At 72.6% G+C, this 18582-nt stretch carries 11 protein-coding genes; 7 read left to right on the forward strand and 4 right to left on the reverse strand.

Going from position 1 to position 18582, the window contains the following annotated elements; translation table 11 throughout:
- Positions 1–223 precede the first annotated feature (223 nt).
- The 3 genes from ACIOHG_RS32530 to ACIOHG_RS32540 all read left to right on the forward strand — a co-directional run bounded on the left by ACIOHG_RS32530 (position 224) and on the right by ACIOHG_RS32540 (position 5312).
- Complete coding sequence (locus ACIOHG_RS32530) at positions 224–1069, forward strand: hypothetical protein (protein WP_400955965.1); 846 nt, start codon at positions 224–226, stop codon at positions 1067–1069.
- Positions 1070–1107: 38 nt separating this feature from the next.
- Entirely contained in the window at positions 1108–4410 is a 3303-nt protein-coding gene (locus tag ACIOHG_RS32535; RefSeq protein ID WP_400955966.1) for a LysM peptidoglycan-binding domain-containing protein, read from the forward strand.
- A gap of 233 nt (positions 4411–4643) precedes the next feature.
- Positions 4644–5312 (forward strand): prepilin peptidase, encoded by a 669-nt coding sequence (locus ACIOHG_RS32540; RefSeq protein WP_400955967.1) that lies wholly within the window; start codon positions 4644–4646, stop codon positions 5310–5312.
- 366 nt (positions 5313–5678) lie between these two features.
- Here the strand turns inward: ACIOHG_RS32540 and ACIOHG_RS32545 are convergent, their stop codons facing one another.
- The gene (locus ACIOHG_RS32545; RefSeq protein ID WP_400955969.1) at positions 5679–7157 is read right to left on the reverse strand and encodes a DUF2637 domain-containing protein; all 1479 of its coding nucleotides are present in this window, start codon (positions 7155–7157) and stop codon (positions 5679–5681) included.
- A gap of 654 nt (positions 7158–7811) precedes the next feature.
- The gene (locus tag ACIOHG_RS32550; RefSeq protein ID WP_400955971.1) at positions 7812–8198 is read right to left on the reverse strand and encodes a hypothetical protein; all 387 of its coding nucleotides are present in this window, start codon (positions 8196–8198) and stop codon (positions 7812–7814) included.
- Positions 8199–8526: 328 nt separating this feature from the next.
- Between ACIOHG_RS32550 and ACIOHG_RS32555 the strand changes: the two genes are divergently transcribed.
- From ACIOHG_RS32555 to ACIOHG_RS32565, 3 genes are all read left to right on the forward strand, one after another.
- On the forward strand, positions 8527–12654 hold the full coding sequence (locus tag ACIOHG_RS32555) for an SNF2-related protein (RefSeq protein WP_400955973.1): 4128 nt from the start codon (positions 8527–8529) through the stop codon (positions 12652–12654).
- On the forward strand, positions 12651–13910 hold the full coding sequence (locus ACIOHG_RS32560) for a hypothetical protein (RefSeq protein ID WP_400955974.1): 1260 nt from the start codon (positions 12651–12653) through the stop codon (positions 13908–13910). The genes ACIOHG_RS32555 and ACIOHG_RS32560 overlap by 4 nt, the downstream gene beginning before the upstream one ends.
- 327 nt (positions 13911–14237) lie before the next feature.
- A complete protein-coding gene (locus ACIOHG_RS32565; RefSeq protein WP_400955975.1) occupies positions 14238–15716 on the forward strand; it encodes a restriction endonuclease in 1479 nt (492 codons plus the stop codon).
- Between the two features lie 248 nt (positions 15717–15964).
- Here the strand turns inward: ACIOHG_RS32565 and ACIOHG_RS32570 are convergent, their stop codons facing one another.
- Both ACIOHG_RS32570 and ACIOHG_RS32575 read right to left on the reverse strand, forming a co-directional pair.
- The gene (locus tag ACIOHG_RS32570; RefSeq protein WP_400955977.1) at positions 15965–17170 is read right to left on the reverse strand and encodes a hypothetical protein; all 1206 of its coding nucleotides are present in this window, start codon (positions 17168–17170) and stop codon (positions 15965–15967) included.
- 5 nt (positions 17171–17175) lie between these two features.
- Positions 17176–18102 (reverse strand): ParA family protein, encoded by a 927-nt coding sequence (locus tag ACIOHG_RS32575; RefSeq protein ID WP_400955978.1) that lies wholly within the window; start codon positions 18100–18102, stop codon positions 17176–17178.
- Between the two features lie 256 nt (positions 18103–18358).
- On the opposite strand from ACIOHG_RS32575, the gene ACIOHG_RS32580 reads away from it, so the two are divergent.
- Positions 18359–18582 (forward strand): hypothetical protein (locus tag ACIOHG_RS32580; RefSeq protein ID WP_400955979.1); only part of this gene is annotated, 224 nt, incomplete at its 3' end.

The following is an 18582-nucleotide window of genomic DNA, read 5'->3' on the forward strand; positions in this document are numbered from 1 at the left end:
TTTGCTCTGCGTCGGGGGGGGGGGGGGGGGGGCACCCCCGGCCGGGGGGTGGGGGGGCCCCCCTCGCGCCCTCCGGCGCGCCCGGGGGGGCCCCCCCCCCCCCCCGGGGGGGGGGCCCCCCCCCCCCGCCCTGCTGCCCTTCCCGGCCCGCGCCGACTTCGGCGGCGACCCCGGCGGCAGCACCCCGAACCCGTGGACCATCGAGTCGCACGTCAAGCTGACGGTGAACCAGAACGGCGGCGAGGGCTCCAAGCACCTTGTCTCGTCCGCCGGTTCGTGGGATCCCCCGGCCTGCTGGTACGAACCCGCCTACTCCCCGGAAGGCCTCGACAGCGCCTACCAGGCGCTCATCGAGAAGATGGGGGGCTCGACCGGCGGCGCCGACCTGAAGAAGGCCTACGACCAGCTGAAGGCCGACGGCGACTTCCACCGCGGCCAGCAGGGTGCATGGTGGGCCATGGTCAAGACGAAGGCCGCGTGGGATCTGCCGGTGACGGCAACCTGCACGCAGAGCCCGGGCCTGCGATGGGTTCCCCTCGGTAACCCCCCTGCGGGTCTGCTGACCGTCACCCCGCAGATGCTCAGCAAGATCGCCTACGGGGCCACCAAACTGCCCTCCCCGGCGGTTTCGCTGTCGCCCGAGGCCGACCGGCAGACCGTCAACCTGCCCACCTACATCAAGTTCGACCGGCCCCTGCAGCCGGTGAGCGTCACCGCGTCGCTCAACTACCTGGGATACAGCATCGCCGCGTCCACGCTGGCGGTGCCCGTGTCCCTGGAAGTCGACGCCGGCACCGACGACGCCTCGCCGCGGACGTGCACCTACCCGTTCACGTCATCCGGCGGCGGCTACGTGATCGACTCGTCGTCCAGCGGCTGCAACATCACCTACCAGCGCTCCTCCCGCGGCGGCACCTACCCGCTGACGGGGCGGGTGAAGTGGAAGGTCACCTGGACCGCGTCGACGAACCCGAACGCGGCCCCGGCCAATGCGCTGCCGGACGGCCTGACCGACGCCGCGCCGCAGAACGTGGTGGTCAAGGAAATCCAGACCGTGGTCACCCGCTGACCGCACCCCGCTGTACCGGATCGACCGAAGGACTGACCATGCGCAAGACGAAGCCGGTCACGGCGGCCCGTACGGCGGGCGACCTGGTGCGCGCCGGCCTGGCCGGCCTCGCGCTGCTCGCGCTGCTCGCAGCGGTGCCGTGGGGCCTGATCACCTTCGTCGGCAACCCCCTCCCCGACAGCGTGCCCGACTGGTCGTCGTTCACCAGCACGGTCGACGCCACCGTGATCATCAACGTGATCGCCGTCGTCGTGTGGGCGGTCTGGGCGCAGTTCGCCCTCTGCGTGGCGGTCGAGTTGAGCGCGGCCCTGTCCAGGGTCGGCCGGCTGCCGACGCAGGTGCCGTTCGGCGCGGTGAACCAGGGCCTGGCCCGGCAACTGGTGTCCGCGCTCTTCCTGGTCAGCGCCGGAGCGCTCACCGTCGGCACCGCTTCGGCCGCGCCGGCCTCCGCCGCCACCCTGGACCAGGCGCCTCGGGTCACCGCCACGGCCGCCGCTGTACCGCATAAGGCCGCGTCCACCCCGTCCGCCGCGCCGCAGCAGGGTGCCGCGCCCGTGCTGCCCACCTACGTCGTCAAGGCACCGACCGGCGGCCAGCGCGACAGCCTGTGGCGCATCGCCGAGCAGCACCTGGGCGACGGCACCCGCTGGTCGGAGATCCAGAAACTGAACGAGGGCCGCCCGCAGGACGACGGCGGCGCGCTCGGCTCCGACACGCGGATCCGTCCCGGCTGGAGGCTGCTGATGCCGGCCGACGCCGTCGGGGCGGACCTGATCCGGCCGTCGGCCTCGACCGCTCTCCAGGGCACCGGCCAAGCCGGCGAGCACACGGTGACCGTGGCCGAGGGCGACACCCTGTCCGGCATCGCCGAACGCGAACTCGGGGACGGCGACAAGTACCCTCAACTCCTGGACGCCAGCCGGGACCTGGTGCAGCCCGACGGTTCGCACCTGAGCGACCCGAACGTGCTCTTCCCCGGGCAGAAAATCGTGATCCCGGCCCCGGGCGGCGCCACGACGCCCCCGAGCGCGGGGCAGCCGGCTCCCGCCACGACCCCGCCTCCCGCCGCCGCGGCGCCGCAGCCCGTCTCCCCCGCGACGCCCGCGACGCCGGCACCGGGGCCGACCGCATCCGCGCCCGCCGCGTCCGACTCCCCCACCGCAGCGGCCGCGCCCTCAGTGAGCGCGGAGCCCTCGACGGCCGCCCCGTCCGCCCCGGCTGCGGCGGAACAGCCCGGAGCGGGCGCGAGCAGCACGACCGCTGCCTCGCCGACCGCAGCCGGCCACGACGACGCGCAGCAGCAGTCCTCCGTCTTCGCCCGCCAGGCGACCGCTGTGGGCGCGCTCCTGGGCGCGGGGCTGCTCGCGACCCTGGCCACCCGGCGCCTGATGCAGTTCCGGCGCCGCCGCCCCGGCCAGAGCGTTGCCGTGGAGGAGGAGACGACCCGCCTCGAAACGCTGCTGGGGCGCACCGCGCAGCCCGGCTCCGCCGCCCTCCTGGACCAGGCGCTGCGCACGCTGGCCGGGGCCGTACCCACCGACGAGACGCTCCCCGAGCTGCGCGCCGCCCGGGTCACCGCCACCGGCCTCGATGTCCTTCCCGAGGACAACACCCTGGTACCGGTTTTCCCCTTCACTGCGGGCGAGGGCGAGTGGTGGACGCTCGACGCGAAGGCCGAACTCCTCGACCCGGACGAGGCCAAGCGTGTCCCGGCCCCCTACCCGGGGCTGGTGACAGCAGGGCGCGACGAGGCCGGCAACCACATCCTGTTGAACCTGTTCCACACGCAGGTGCTGCTGCTGACCGGCGCCCCGGCGAACGTGCGGGCCGTGGCCCGCAGCATCGCCCTGGACGCGGCGACCTGCCCGTGGGCGGACCATATCGAGGTCGTGACCGCCGGCTTCGACCGGGAGCAGAGCGGCCTGCTGGCCAAGGGGCGTATCCGCGTGACCCCGTCCGCGCACGCCGGGATCGTCGATGTCGCCGCCCTGCGTGCCGAGGCGCTGCAGGCCGAGGAGTCCGGCGAGGTGGGGCCGCTGCCCTGGCTGATGGTGTGCACCGAGGACCCGGGTGACCACACCTGGGAGCTCGCGGAGGTCCTCAGTACGACCCGCGGGCGGCATGTCGCCGTCGTCCTACCCGGTGACGCGCCGAGCGTCGCGAAGCAGTTCCCCGACGCGGAGGTCCTGGACGCCGACGCCCTGACCGCGCAGGCCTGCGACCTGGCCGGGACCGAGGTCGTCCTGACCCGGGTCACCGACGAGGATCACCAGCAGTTGGCCGCCGCGCTGCGCGTCACCGTCCAGGAGGCGGCACCAGCGTCCGGGGTCTGGGAGTTCGTGCCGGATCCGGACCAGGTGCCGCCGCGCTTCGGCCCCTCCTCGATCCCCTCTCCCGTGGCCTTCGGCGACCACCTGCCGCCGGACGTCCTGACCGGGCGCGGCGACCGCGCGGACGATGAGTCGGACGGGACGGACGTGGACGAGGGCGTCGTGGAGGAGCACGAGGACTCCGAGGTGCGCCTCCCAGCCCTGGACGGCCTGGACGACGGCACGGCGACGCCCGTCGCGCTGACCAAGCCGGGTGCTCCTCGGGAAGTGCCGGTGCCGCCGAGCGCGGACCAGCCGCAGCTCCTGGTGCTCGGCCCGATCTCGATCGCCAACAGTCAGGGCTCGGAGACCGCGCACCCGCCGCGCCTGGCCGCGCTGGCGGCGTTCCTCTACTTCCGCCCCGGCCGCGACCACGGGGCGATCGCCTATGCGATGGACCCCGTCTCTCCCTGGGAGGCCCGTACGCTCCAGACCCGGATCTACGAGTTGCGCGGGCAGCTCGGCCACGCACCCGACGGCTCGCTCTATCTGCCCCGCAAGGCCGGCGACAGCTACCGGCTGAACCCGATCCACTGCGACTGGACTTGGTTCGAGTTCCTGGCCGAGCGCGGACTGCCCCGCGGCCTGGAAGGCCTGGACGACCTGGAGCACGCCCTGTCACTGGTGCGTGGCCGCCCCTTCGGCACCGACGGGGAGCACGACTGGGCAACTCCGCTGGCGCAGGAGATGGTGGGCCGGATCCTGGACGTCGCGCACACGGCGGCGTGCCTGCGCCTCCAGGACGGGGCGTTCGACCTGGACGCCGCACGGCACGCCATCGCGATCGGCCTGGACGTGCAGGAGGACGAGCAGCTGTACCGCGACTGGATGCGGGTGGAGGCGGCGGCCGGGCGGCGCCAGAGCCTGTTCCAGGTGGTCGACGCCGCCAAGCACGCGATGGCCAAGTTGGACAGCGACCTGCAGCCGGCCACCAAGCGGCTGATCAGCGAGCTGTTGGGGCAGCGCGCGTGAGCGCGGCCGCTGTCGCGGCGGTGACGCTGGCCGGGGCAGTGCTGGGCGCCGTGCTGGTGCGGCCTCTCGTCGCGGCCTACGCCCGTCCGTCCCCGGCCCGGCCGGCCGTGGCCTGCAGGTCGTGCGGTGCCCGGGTCCTCGGTGCCAGCCGCAGGTGGGTGGCCGCGCTCGTCCGGGGCCGGTGCGGGACGTGCGGGGAGCGGTCCGGGGCCGGTCCGGGAGTCGCCGAGGTAGTGACCGCAGCGATGGTCGGCGGTGTCGCGGCCGGCGGCGCCGGGGGCTGGTTGATGGCCGCCCAGATGTGGTTCGCACTGATCGGCTCCGTGCTGGTACTGGTCGACATCACCGCGCACCGGCTTCCCGACCATCTGACCGCGGCGGCGTCGCTGGGCCTCGCAGTGCTGTTGACCGGTGCCACCTTCGCGGGCCAGCCCGGATCGATCGCAGCGCGTGCCCTCGGGGGTGCGGCCGCCGTCGGGGTGCTGTTCTTCGGGGCGGTGCTGGCCGGCGCGGTGGCCTTCGGGGACTTCAAGCTCAGCCCGGCGCTCGGAATGCTGCTCGCGTGGACGGGCTGGCGGTCCGTGGTGGCGGGTCTGGTACTCAGCGTGCTGCTCGCCCCGGTGCTGGTACTGGGGGGCCTCGTCGTCCGGGAGCTGCCCGCCCGGAGGGCTCTGCGGCCGGCGGTGCTCCTGGTGGGTCTCGCAACACCGGCCGCCGCAGGGCTGGCCGTGGCCCGGGTGAGCGGGGTGGGCGGCTTGGGGGCACTGACCGCGTGGGCGGTGCTGGTGCTGGAGTTCGCCGCAGTGCTGTTGGCCCGTCGCAGGCTCGCCCGGCACATGCGGGTGGCGGTCGGACCCGCGTTGGTCGTGGGCACGCTGCTGGCTTCGGTACTGCTGTCCTGACGGCCGACCGGTTTCGCTGGAGCGGGTGGGCCGTCCTCGCCGACCGGTCGGCGAGGACGGCTGGCGGCCGTGAAGGGCGGAAATCGGCAGTTCGAGGGCGGTCCGGGAACCGAAAACGGCTCCACGGGCCCTGTGCGGCCCTCTCACGCCCCCGGCGATCCCATCACACCGGCCTTTGTGCGTTAGGGCCCTGACACCCCCTTGCAGAGGGTCGATTTTTGCGGCTTCTGTTAATTTTTGTCCGCTCCGAGACTTTTGGACCGTTTCCGTGGCGGCGGGTCCCGTTCGGACCCGGACGTGCGGATGCCCCCACCGGCCGGTGGGGGCATCCGAGCCGGACGGCCGTTCGACGGTGCCGAATCGGTGTCAGCCTCCGGCTCCGGCCATCTGGAGCAGATCCGTCTGCGGCGTTTCGTACTTGCGGCGGTAGAGGTCCGTGATGGACAGCCAGTACCGCTTGACGCTCTCGGTGCTCAGCGGCTGGCCCGACTGCCCCTTTTCCCCGTACTCGTCGAACATCCACTGCACGAACTGCTCCTTGCTCGGGTAGGAGCCGAATCGGTCGACGTAGGCGACGTAGTACCCGTACAGGGTCCGCGCCCGCGGCTTGAGGCCGTCCACGTCGCTGTCGTCCAGGTCCTCGGCGGCCGGCTCCGGCTCCACCTGCCCGGGAAGCGGATCGGCCTGCGGCGCGGGGACGAACTCCGGCATGGCCTCGGCCGAGGGAGCCTGCGGCTGCCCGGCAGGCACGAGTGCGGGGTCGAACGCGGGCGCGGGGCGGGGCACCGGAACGTCCTCGACCAACTCGGCGACGGGCACCGCCGCAGGTGCGGGTGCGGTGGCCACCGGCTGGGGCTCAGCAGGGGTGTGGGGCGGCTGCTGGTGCGCGGCTTCGGCCGGACCGGGAGCCGGAACAGCGGAAGGGATCGGGATCGGCAGCTCCGCCGGAGCGAGGGCTGCGGGTTGCGGGTCTGCGCCGCCCGGAGAGGGCTGTATGGCGCTCTCCGGGGCGGGTTCGAGTTCGTCGTGGACGGCGGCCGCCACGGGCGTGGGCGCCGGCCTGGCCGCGGGGATCGCCGCGCTGGAGGGCAGCTCGCGCGGGGACGGGTCGGCCGCGACGGGCGGGCGGGTGTCTGCGGGGCGCCGGGAGTAGAGGGTGATGCCGAGTTCGGACAGCGCGTCCTCGTACATCGCGGGGTCGCCCTCGCCGTACTCGGCCATGCTGAACAGCAGCTGGGCCAGCTCGGAGGACTTCTTGCGCCACTTGCGCCCGTACTTCCGCTTCAGCATTTTGGCCAGGATCCGGCGGTTCTTCTCCAGCCGGAGCAGTTCTTCGTTGGTGGGGATGCCCCACAGGAGCTTGCGGCGCCACATCCCCAGGGTGCCGAAGGGGTCGTTGAACCAGCGGCCGAGCTCGAAGCCCTCCTTGACGGGCTTGCCCGCCTCCAGGCTCGCCCAGCGGGCGACGGCGTGCCGTGCCGCCTCGACCACGATCACGAACAGCACCGGGACGACCGCGTGCATCGCCATCGCCAGCGGCCGGCCCCACGCGGCAGCGCTGTTCATGACGATCGTGGAGACGGTGAGCAGCCACGCGGTGCGGCGCAGCAGCGGGTAGGGCATGCGGAGCCAGGTCAGCAGGAGCTCGAAGGCGTAGAGGACGACGATGCCGGCGTCGACACCGATCGGGAGCACCTTGGCGAACCATCCGAAGCCCTCCTTCTCGGCCAGGGCCACGACCGCTTTGTACGAGCCGGCGAAGCCGATTCCGGCGATCACCACGACGCCGAAGACGATGACGCCGATGAGTGCCTTGTGTCCGCGGTTGATCGTTGGCCTGGTCAACGCTGTCCTCCTGTTGGCTGAGCCGTTCCACCATTTCATGTGGCCCAGGCCCCATGCACTGCCCTTCGGCAGGACTTTGTCTTTGATCATCCATTCTGCGCTATTTGTCCTACTGCGAAGTGTTCGATTTTTCTCGGCCACGCGGTCGGCAACTGCGACACTGCGATCGCAGGAGCGGGGGCTGTCGCAGCGGCCGGCCACGCGCTGCGGGCAGTCGCCGGGGGCGCGGGCGCGTCGCCGAGTCGCGGCGACGCGGGGCAGGTGGACGTGCGACCGGCTGCGGCAGGTGGCGCTCTGCGCTGCGAGAAGCCGGCCGGAGCAGCACTGCGTGGTTGTCGGCGCCCGCGACGGGGGCTTGCCGAGGCGGACCGGCAGGTTCCGACATGCACGACATCGACTGCGACTGGGTGTGGTCACTGTCGCAGTCGCAGGTGTTCTCCGGACGCGGGGCCGCAGGTACTGCGACTGCTGGCCCGGCCGGTCCGCGGGGTGGTGCGACAGCGGCTGCGCGCAGTCGCAGGGGCGGCTGCCGGGCAGTTGCTCTTCGCCTTGGGGACTGGATCGCATCGGCGCGTGCTCGCGGGGGCACTGCTCCGGCAGGCCCGGAGCCGGGTCGTTGCGACGGGGGACCGGGCCGGTGGGTGCTGCAGGTGGTCAGCGGACCTGCGGCGTCTCCAGGTCGGCGCTGATGCGGGCGAACCGGTCGGCGTCGGTGACGGTGGACAAGGAGGTTTCGCCGACGAAATGAGTGCCGACCCGGCCAGCGAACTGCTCGCCGTCGGCGGCCTTGTCCGCGCGGAGCGTGTCGACCAGGTCGTCGGGGACGGTGGCGTACTGGCTGGCGAGGGCGACGAGGAGCTCAGGTTCGGGGTGCTCGTGCGGAGCTCCTCCTTCCCAGACCGTCTCGATGATCTCCTCGTCCGAGTCGGCAGGCGGGACGTCGAGCACCTGGAGGAAGTAGGTGGCCAGCGGGGCATCCCAACCGATCCGTACCTCCCGGCCATCGGGCGCGTCGGCAAGGGGCTGGAGTTCGTGGGACATCGCGGGCTCGCTCTCCTCGGTCGACCGGTTCGAGGAAAAGCTACTGCACCGGCAGGCGGCCGCGCCGCCCGTTTCGGCGTGGACGAAGGAATCCCCAGGCGCGAGCAGATCGGCCCGCACTGCCCGCGGCGACGGGCGAGCATGCCCGGGGTGCCGACAGGTGTCCGCGATGCGGCCGAAGCCGGGCACCGGGCGCGGGACAATGCTGTACCTGTCCGTGTTCGTACGTCTTTGTGGAGTTGCCGTGCCGGTCGATGCCCTCCCTGGTCCGAGCGCGTCCGAGAAGGTTGTTCCCGGAGCGCCGCCCGAGGCGGCCCGCTGGGCGGCGATGCCGGAGAAAACGTTCACGACCGCCCTGCTGGCCAGCGTGCGCACCGGTCGGCAGGACCCGGTACTGGTCGCCGAGGTCGTGCGGCGCGCGGGGGCCGGCCAAGTGCCGGTTCGGGACGCCGAGGCGGTGCTGCTGGGTACGCGCGATGCGCTCTGGCAGCCGGCCCGCGAGGCGGTCCTGCGGTGGCTGGTCGATCGGCCGGAGGCCGCGTCGGCGGTGCTGGCCGCGCACACCCAGTTGGCGAAGAGGCAGCCGCCGAAGGCCGAAGAGGGGCCGCCCAGCAGCAGCGGCTTCTCCGTGCGGATGGTCCTCGACCTTCCGACCGGGCAGGTGGTGGGTCCGTGGGGCACAGGCAGGGCCCGCAAGAGCGCCCGGCACCAGGCGATGCTCCGACTCCTCGCCCAGCTCGCCGAACTGCAGCTGCCCACCCCGACCACTCCGGGCCCGGTCCCGGCCCCGACCGAGCAGGCGCAGCCGCAGGCCGGGACCGAAGAGATCCCCGGCGGTCCGCTGACCGCGACGCGGTGGACGGCACTGGACCGCGTACAGTTCTCCGCCGCCTTGCAGGGCCTGCTGCGCGCCGGGACGCCTGAGCCGGACCTGCTCCAGGAAGTCGAGGAGCGCGGGATCGGCGGGCGGCTGTCCCCCAAGGACTGGCTGGCCATCCTGCTCCAGGACGGCCCGCAATGGGCGGAGGCGAAGACGCTGGCCCTGCGCACCGCGGGCGAGGTGCCGGGCCTGGCCGCCACCGTCGTCAACCAGTTGGTGCAGCTGCGCGGGACGCCCCCGGTGAAGTACAGCGAGACCCGCAGCGGGCCGGCGCACGCCCCGCGGTTCGAGATCGCCGCACAGCTGCTCGCCGACGGCGGCCCCGTCACCGGGCAGCCCCGCCGGGGCGGCTCCCGCAAGGACGCACAGGACAAGGCGCTGCGCTCGCTGCTGGCCGTGCTCGCGGGCACGGCCGATCCCCAGGACCGCGAGCGACTCGAGGATCTGCCGCGCCCCCTGCGGCCGGTGACGGGCTCCGACCCCCTGGCGATCCTGGCCGCCGCCGCACAAGCCGCACTGGTCCCGGCGGCGGTCTTCGACTTCGAGGATCTGCAGGGCCAGACGCGGTGCCGGGCCCGGACGCTGTTCGACGGCAGCCCCGTCGACGGCTTCGGCACCGCCGACATGCGCCAGGACGCGAAGATCGCCGCGGCCGCCCACCTGGTGGCGCGCCTGCGGGCCGCCCACTACGGGCACGAGGAAGCGCCATCCGCCCCCCTCCCCCACCCCCCGGCTCCGGTTCCCGCGCCCCGCACCGAGACCCAGCCCGAACCGGGAGGGTGGCACTCGGGCCGGGACGCCGTCCGCTGGGCGCTCAAGGCGGGATGCTGCCTGCTGTTCCGCCCCTCCTCGCCGCGGCAGCTGCTCCTGCACCGCCCCGACGGGGCGCCCCTGCACCCGGACGCGCCGCCGGAACCGCTGGAGGACACCAGCGTCGATGTCGTCCTGCTGGGGCCGACGGGCAAGCCGTGGCGGACCACCGCCCGGGCGTGGTCGGTGCCGCTCGACCTGGCCCTGCCGTCCCTCGCCGCGCCGCCGTCCTCGGTCCACCCCACCGTCTCGGGGTGGACCGCCGTCGCACGCCTGGCGCTGCAGGTGGTCGCAGCCGGCGCGGTGATCCCGGCGATCGACGACGCCGGGCACGACGTCTGGCGGCCCGCACCGAGCGTGGAACTCGAGGCGGAGGTGCGCCGGGTCGCGGCCGCCCTGCCGCCGCTGGCGCACGCGGCCACCGCCGCCGCCGGCCCGCTGCGCATCCACCCCGCGCTGCCGGCCGTCGCGTGCGTCGTCGACGGCCTCATCGAGGCCCTGGTCCGCGGTCCGGGTACCGCGCTGCTCCACGGGGAGGGTGCGTTCGCGTCGGTCCCCGCCCGGCAGCCCGCGCCCGTGCAGCGGTGGGCGGACGAGCTGGAGAGCGACCTCGATCCGCAGCCCGAGCCCGAACTGCTCCTGTCCGTACTGCCGCTCGGCCCCGCCGGGCCCGCGCTGCGCGACGGCGAACCGGTCGTCCGGGCCCGCCTGACGGTCCGGGACGAAACCGGGGCGGCCGCATCCCCGCACAGCAGGGGCGCCCGCCGGGTACTGCGCCGCGCCGCCGCCGTGTGGGCGCCGCTGGCCCGCCCGGCCTACTCCCCCGACCCCGCGCACATCGACCTCGGCCCCGACGAGGTGAGCGACCTGCTCGGCCCCGCCGCGGACCTGCTGGAGGACACCGGCGTCCGCCTCCAGTGGCCGCAGGAACTGGTCGGCGCCCTCGGCTCCTACACCGTCCTCGGCGCCGGCTCCACGACCCCGGACGGCCTGGGGCTGACGATGAGCGCGATGCTCTCCTGGAGCTGGCAGTTCACCCTCGACGGCTCGGACCTCACCGAGGACGAGATGGACGCCCTGGCCGAGGCCGCCCGCCCGCTAGTGCGGCTGCGGGACCGATGGCTCATCGTCCCTCCCCTGCTCACCACCCGGGCCCGGACCCGCTCGCTCGGGCAGATCGCGACCCGCGACGCCCTGACCTCCGCACTGGCCGGCCTCATCCTCGTCGACGGCACCGCCGTCCCCTGCCGCCCGGCCGGCGCGCTGGCCACCGTCGTCACCGCGCTGCGCGAAGGCCCCGACGCGAGCCCGCCCGTGCCGGTGCCCGCCGGGCTGCGGGCGACGCTGCGCCCCTACCAGCAGCGCGGGTTCGAGTGGATGGCCCACCTGCGCGCCCTGCACCTGCAGCCGTTGAACTGCGACGACATGGGCCTCGGAAAGACCCTGGTGACCCTCGCCTTCCTGCTCCACCGGGCGCCGGCCGTCTCCGGGCCGGCCCTGGTGCTGTGCCCCACCTCGCTGATGGACGTCTGGGAGCAGCAGGCCGCCGAGTTCGCCCCGACGCTGCGGGTGCTGCGCTACCACGGCCCGGGCCGCTGCCTGCCGCCCGACCTCGCCGCGGGCACGATGGTGGTGACCACCTACGGCACGATGGTCCGCGACGCCGACGAACTCGCCCGCGTCCGCTGGGGCCAGGTCGTCACCGACGAAGCCCACGCGATCAACAGCGGCACCTCCCAGGCCGCGGCCGCGATCCGCCGCCTCGACGCCGAGGACCGCATCGCACTGACAGGCACGCCGATCGGCAACCGCGCCGAGGAGTTCTGGGCGATCGAGGACTGGCTGAACCCCGGCCTGTTCGGCAGCCGCAAGGCCTTCCGGGACCTGATCGGCCGTCACACCGCCAAGGAGGCCGACGGCGACGCCGCCGGGCTGCTGCGCCGCATCGCCCGCCCCTTCGTGCTGCGGCGCCTGAAGACCGACCCCCAGATCGCCCCGGACCTGCCGGAGAAGGTACAGGTGCTGCACCCGGTGGCGCTGTCCACCGAGCAGGCGGCGCTCTACGAGGCCGTGGTCCGGGAGGCGACCGAGGAACTGCGCACCGCTCCCCGAGCGGCCAGGGGCCGCCTCGTGCTGTCCTTGCTCAGCGACCTCAGGAAGATCGTCAACGACCCCGCGCTGTTCCTGGGCGAGGCGGTGCAGGACATCGCGGCCGACCTGCCCCGGGCACGGTCGCGCTCGGCGAAGCTGGACAAGCTCCTCGACCTGGTGGACACCGCCCGCGCCAAGGGCGAACAGGTCATCGTCTGCGTCAACTTCCTGCCCATCGGCGACCTGATCACGGCGTGCCTGACGGCGGCCGGCCACCAAGCGGTCTTCTTCCAGGGATCGACCCCGCCCAAGGTCCGCAAGCGCATGGTCGACGACTTCCAGGCCGGCCGGACACCGGTGCTGGTGCTGTCGGTGCGCGCCGGCGGCGAGGGCCTCACGCTGACCGCGGCCACCGAGGTCATCCACTACGACTCGCCCTGGACGGACACCGCCAAGGCCCAGGCCACCGACCGGGCCTTCCGGATCGGGCAGACCCGCATCGTCCACGCGCGCCTGCTCCAGGCCGCAGGAACCGTCGAGGAGCGGATCGGCCAGGTCGTCACCCACAAGGCGACGCTCGGCCAGGCGGCGCTGCCGTCCGGCGCGAACGCCTTCACCGACCTGGACCAGGACGACCTGAACGCCCTCGTGACCCTCGGAGGACTGGCCCGATGACCACCCAAGCCCCCGGCGCCGCCACCGCCAGCGAGGCCTTCGCCGACGCCCTGGTGCAGTCCGTCACCGCTGCGGCCGGCCCCCGCCAGGACGTGCTGGAGACCACCCGCTCCCTGCCCCACAGCGCCTACACCGGCCAGCTGAACACGGCGACCGCGTCGTACGTACGCAGCACCGTCATGATGCCCGGCCGCGCACGGGCCCGCGCCACGCTCCACCTGGGCGCCCTCAGCGAGGCGCAGTGGGACGAGGTCGCGGCCTCGCTCACCGCCCAGCCCGGCGTCCTGGCGGCCGTCATGTCCGGCCGGGTCCACTCCGCGCTCCTGGACACCGCGAACACCGCCGGGCATTCGATCGCCCCCGACGCCGTCCGCTTCGAGTGCACCGCTCACCCGCCCGTCGGCGGGCGGGCCGAAGGGGAGCTGTGCGAGCACACCGCGGTTCTCGCGCACGCCCTGGCCGCGCGTCTACGGGGTCAGCCCTCCGCGCTGCTGGTCGTCCGCGGCTGCTCGGTGGGGCGGCTGTCGGCGAAGGTCCGCACCGCCTTGACCCGTAACCGCCGCCCCGGCAACGCCCCGGCCCCGGACTACCTGACAGCGGCCCCGACAGTCACCGCCGTCAGCCCCGGCGCGGTGCGCGCCGACGACGCCTTCGCCCTGTGGGCGGCGGCCAGCGGGCGCGGGAACGGCACCGAGGCCGTCTTCACCCCGCCCAGGTTCGAGCTGCCCGATCCCCCGACCGGGGTGAGCCCGGGTCTGGCAGGCATCGTCGCCGACGCCGCCGAGCGCGCCCGGGAACTCCTGCGGGGCATCGTGGGCGAGGAGCTCGACCCGCTGACCGACGCGATCCGCTACCTGGCCACCCCGGCCGGGGCGCCGATGCTGGAGACGGTCGCAGCCCGGCTGGGCCGCAGGCCGGCCGACGTGCGATCGCTGGTCCTGGCCTACCGGTACGGCGGCCCGGCCGGTGTCGCAGTCGCAGCGGGCTCGCTGCCCGCCGACAGCGAGGTGCTACAGCGCGGCGCAGCTGCGATCGTCGCAGCGCAGCCCACCGCCCGCGGATCCCTGGACCTACGACGGAACAAGATCACCAACAGCGGTGTCGGGGCGCAGGTGCGACTCGGCCCGGACGGCCGGTGGTATCCGTTCGCAGCCGGGGCCGACCGGCGCTGGCACCCGGTCATGGGCCCGTCGAACGACCCCGTCGCCGCCTACCGCTCAGCGCGCAGCGTGCGGCGGGCAGGGCCCCGCACGTAGTGCTGTCGCCCGACCGGGAGGTGTCGCAGTCGCTCCCGCCCAGGCCCCGCGCGGCCGCCGCGGTTCTCGAAGCGGGTGTCGCACCGCCGGGGCGGCCCGCGGTTCGCGGAAGACCTGGCCGCAGGTCGTCGCATTTGCACCTCCACGCCGTCGCAGCGGGGTACAGCACCGCGGTGCGACTGCGACAAGCCGGCGGCGCTGTCGCAGTGACACCTGCGACCGGCTCCCCCGGACGGACACAGCAGGACTGCGACAGCGCCCGGCGCTGCTGCGCCCTGTGTTCACCCCCCAGGTGGAGCTGTCGGTACCGCCGGGTAACCTCCCCCGATGATCATCGACCGCCAGGCTGCTGTGACACCGACCCGCTACGACGGCCGCGAACTGCGGAGGTGGATGGGCGGGCAGATCTCCGCGGCGGGACCCGATGACCTCCTGGCCGCCTGGCTCTGGACCGAGGAGGCCCGGCTGTGCCGGTCGACCGCAGAGGAGTGGAAGGACCACTGCGGGGTGGTCGCCCGCGAGAGGGCCGAAGTCCACCGGCAGGCCGAAGCCCACTGGCGGGACCGTCCCGGCGATCGGATTCCCACCGCCCACCGCGACCGGGTGCAGGATGCCCTTGAACGGGCTGCGCTGGAGTTTGGGGAGCTCGCCTCTGCCGCGGCCCGCGACGGCAGCGATGCCGGCCTGGCCTGGAGCAGGATGCGCTGCTCCTTCGGCAAGGACCCCGTGGAGAGCTACCAGGGCAGGGAGGACCGCGACCGGTCCCCCGTCCAGGCCAGCTTCCGCCACCGCGTCCAGCTGACGCGCAGCCGGGAGGCTCTCACCCGCGTGCTGGCCGCTCTCCGCGAGGCCGTTCAGGCCGCCGCCGTGGAGGAGGACGTACGGCGCCAGCGCATCGCATCCGGGGACCTCAGCCCCGAGGAGCAGTTCCTGCGCGGCGTCCACGCCGCCGCGCACATCCACCGGGACCGGGTGGAGCAGGAAGCGGATCAGCTGGAGCTCCGGGAGGCTGCAGGCGATGGCCCGACCGTCGTGTACAACGCAGCCCAGCACTACGTGAACGACTGGTCGGCGGCCTTGGCCCTTGCCCACTCCATACGCGCGGAGCGCAAGATCACCCACGCGCTGGTCGAGCAGGTGAACGACCATTGGGAAGTCCTGACTGCTGACGCCCGACCGGACGGCCGCGGTCTGGCACCTGGCATCCCAGGGGAGTCCGTGGCGCTGTTCGGCACCCTCGCGGTCCTCTCGCGCGAAGTCGCGTCGGCGCGGGAGCGTGTGGACGCGGCCGTGGAGCAGCATGCCGAGGCACTCCACCACTTCGGACTACGGCGAAACCGCCGACACGACTGGGACAGGTCGGAGCGGTATCGCTCGCTGGACCAGATCGGCAAGATGCACTACCGGGAGTTCGAACACCTCGTCGCCGACCTGCTGGTCCGGGACAGCTTCTCCGTCGAGCAGCGCGGAGGAGGCCCCAACGACCAGGGCGCTGACGTCATCGCCACGTGCCCCACCGGCCAGCGGTTCGTCGTGCAGTGCAAGCACACCTCGGTGAACGCCAGAGTTGGCACCCCTGACCTTCAGCGTTTCAAGGGCACTGCCTGGGACGTGCACCGGGCAGACGTGGCGCTGGTGGTGACCAACTCCGATTTCTCCAAGAACGCGGAGGCGTTCGCCGCGGAGCACAACCTCCAACTGGCGGGAGACACCGTGATGTGGCGATGGGCCTACCTGGGGGATCCACTCCTGGACATCCGTCCGGGCCTGGCCGAGGGCGGCCGAACTGCCGGTCGCGGACGGTAGATCCGGCGGGGCTGCCTGGCCGGTACTGACAGGGTGGGAAACCGCACACGCGGGCGACGCCTAGGTGGTCGGGTCCGGGCCAGAGCTTCGACTGGCGTCAAGGCGTGTTGATGGGTCTTGCTGGAACAACTTGCCCGGGATCTGCCAGCTGGCGCTCCGGGTTTCCGGACTGAGAGGTGATCCGGGGAAGCCAACGGGCCCCGGTCGCCGTTGACGGCGGCCGGGGCCCGGATCGGAGCTAAAGAGGGTTACGAGGTAGGGGCGCGCAGCGCCCTGTTTCGCAGTGTGGTAGCGATCTTGATGAGGTCGTCACGGAGCTTGGCATACTGGCCTGTGGAGTCAGTAGCGGCCTGGGCGAAGACCGCCTTCGTGGCGGTTCGGTCGGCGTCCTTCAACAGCTTGAGCGCGTACTGAAGTGCGACGAGCTCGTCCGGCACGACTTCGGCGTCTGGGATGCCGTCGGTGTCGCCGCCCCCGGATCCTTCAGCATCGGCGTCGGGGGTGTCGGCCGTGGTGGCCGGCGGAGCCGTGTCCTCTGCGTCCGACTCCGGCCCCGGTTGTCCGGGTGCAGGCGAGACGATTGGGGCGGAAGGTGGCGCTGCAATTGCAGCGCCACTGTTCGATTTCCCTTCGAACGTCGGCGCTGCAATTGCAGCGCCAGCCAACAGCTCCGGCTCCGGCTCCGGCTCCGGCTTCGAAGGAACTTCGGCCTCAGCCTCATCCACATCAAGGCCCAGGGCCTGGCGAGCCGCCACCTCGATGACGTCGCGCTTCAGCTCGGGGGCGTCAGGCAGCGTCACGGGCAGCGCCTCATGAGCAGCGCGCAGGGCGGCCGCAGTGGGACGCTCTCCCAGGATGGCGCTGTGCTCCCTGATCACCTCGAACACCGTGACGGCCGTGTCCCGACCGAATGCCTTCTCCGTTCGGACCAGTTCCTTGGCCTGTCCGGGGTTCGGGACCACGCCCGTACGCTGGCCGGTTTCCAGGGCCAGGGGGGCGGCCTGGCGCAGCTGGCGCTGGTAGACGGCGGAGCGGCCCGTGAGCCATTGAACGTAGTCACCGAAGGTGCGGTGGGTGCGGCGGTGCCACTTTCCCTTCTTGGCGAGCTCCAAGCCTTGGGCGATCACGTAGACCGCAGCGTCACCGGCGGCCAGCGCAGTCCGGATCACTCCTTCGGTCTGCTGCTTCTGCTGCTCCTCGAGGTCGGTGAGAGCGGAGACATCTTCATCGCCGACCTCTGCGACTTCTTCAAAGTCCGGCAGGCCGTCAACGAGGCGCAGGACCGCGTCGACGGTGACCTCGGGGTCGGGGCCGGCGAGGATGTTCTTCGTCCTAGTGGCCACGGCCGTGCTCTGGTTGGAGCCCTGCCCTGAGGGGCGCGGTCCGCCCGCTCCCTGGCTTGCGCCGGCCAGGATGTCGTCGAGGGCGGCGTCAACGTTGCTGGCTCGGGACATGCTGCTCATGCTGCCGCACCGAGCCCGAACAGGACCCGGGCGCCCAGGTCGTAATCCAGAGTGGTGGTCTCCCGAGGAGCGAACTGACGCAGCGGCTGCTGGGCGAGCTGCGCCTCGCCGACCTTGACGTTGGTACGCGCGGGCAGGATCACGGCGTCCGGGTAGGCCCTGGCTAGGCTCCCGCCGATCCTGCGGGTCATCTTGGAGCGGGAGAAGTCGGTGAGCACTGCGGCGGCGATCCGCAGGTCGGGGTTGAGCGTGTCCTTCACGACGTTGACGACCTTCTGGAGTGCCGCCACACCCTTCATGTCGAGGATGCTCGATGCCTTGACGGGGATGATCACGTCGTCAGCGGCGACGAGGGCGGAGACGGTCAGCTGACCCAGGCGGGGGCCACAGTCGATGATCGTGACGTCCACGTCGTCGGCGCCCTGGCGCAGGCGCCGCTGCAGGCAGGTGTCCGCGCCCACGGGGTTCTTCTCGTCGACCTCTCCCAGATCCGGGAACGAGGGAATGAAGGTCAGGTTCTCGAAGTCCGTCGGGTAGGAGGCCTCGCTCAGCTTGACCTTCGCGTTGAAGTACAGGTCACGCAGGTTGTAGCGAAGTTCTTCCGGCCGGTCGTCCATGTAGTAGCGCAGCCAGACGCTGATGGACGCTTCCTGGTCGTCGACGTCCACGATGCGTACGCGCAGACCTCGGGCGATGAGAGCCAACGCCAACTCCAGCGCGGTGGTGGTTTTCCCCGCCCCACCCTTCTGGTTGCAGATCGCGATGACCCTCGGGATGGTCGCCGGTACGAAGGTGGCCGGCACCGCGATGCTGGGCCTCCAGTCGTGGTAGCTGGACGACAGGTCCCATTCGGTCGTGATGTCCAGGAAAGCCAGGTCGTGATCGAGTGGCTGAAGCTGTACCTTTTCTCGTGTTTCTCGCATAGCCCGCAACCGTAGCGGGTGAAACGCTGGACGCGCCCCGTCCTGTCCCTGACCGGCGGGGCGCTCCTTCTTCTTCCGCAGGTTCCTGCGCGACCCCACCGTTCGGTGGCATGATTCCCTGCCTGGTGCCCGACGGGATCGACGGGATCCGCGCCTCATCGGCGGCAAGAAGCACGATGGCGGCCCGGTCTTCCGGCTCACCCCGAAGGATGAATGGTGGTGGCCTGCCGACCCCCGGCCCCTTACTCTGCGCTGCATGTCACTGCACCGCCGTGTCGAGCAACTGCTCGGCGCCGCCCTGGAGAACCTCCGGTTCGACGACATCGTCAGCCTGATCGGGAACACCGCCGCGGCGGAGGCCCAAGACCTGGACTACAAGGCCGAGCTGGGTGCGCCACGAGGCGCTGAACAACCGTATGGAGGTGGGAGACCTTCATCGCGTGGCTGTCGCAGCAGTCGCGTAGAAGCTGGGGGCAGTCT

This window comes from Kitasatospora sp. NPDC088134, assembly GCF_044741705.1.
Classification (GTDB): domain Bacteria; phylum Actinomycetota; class Actinomycetes; order Streptomycetales; family Streptomycetaceae; genus Kitasatospora.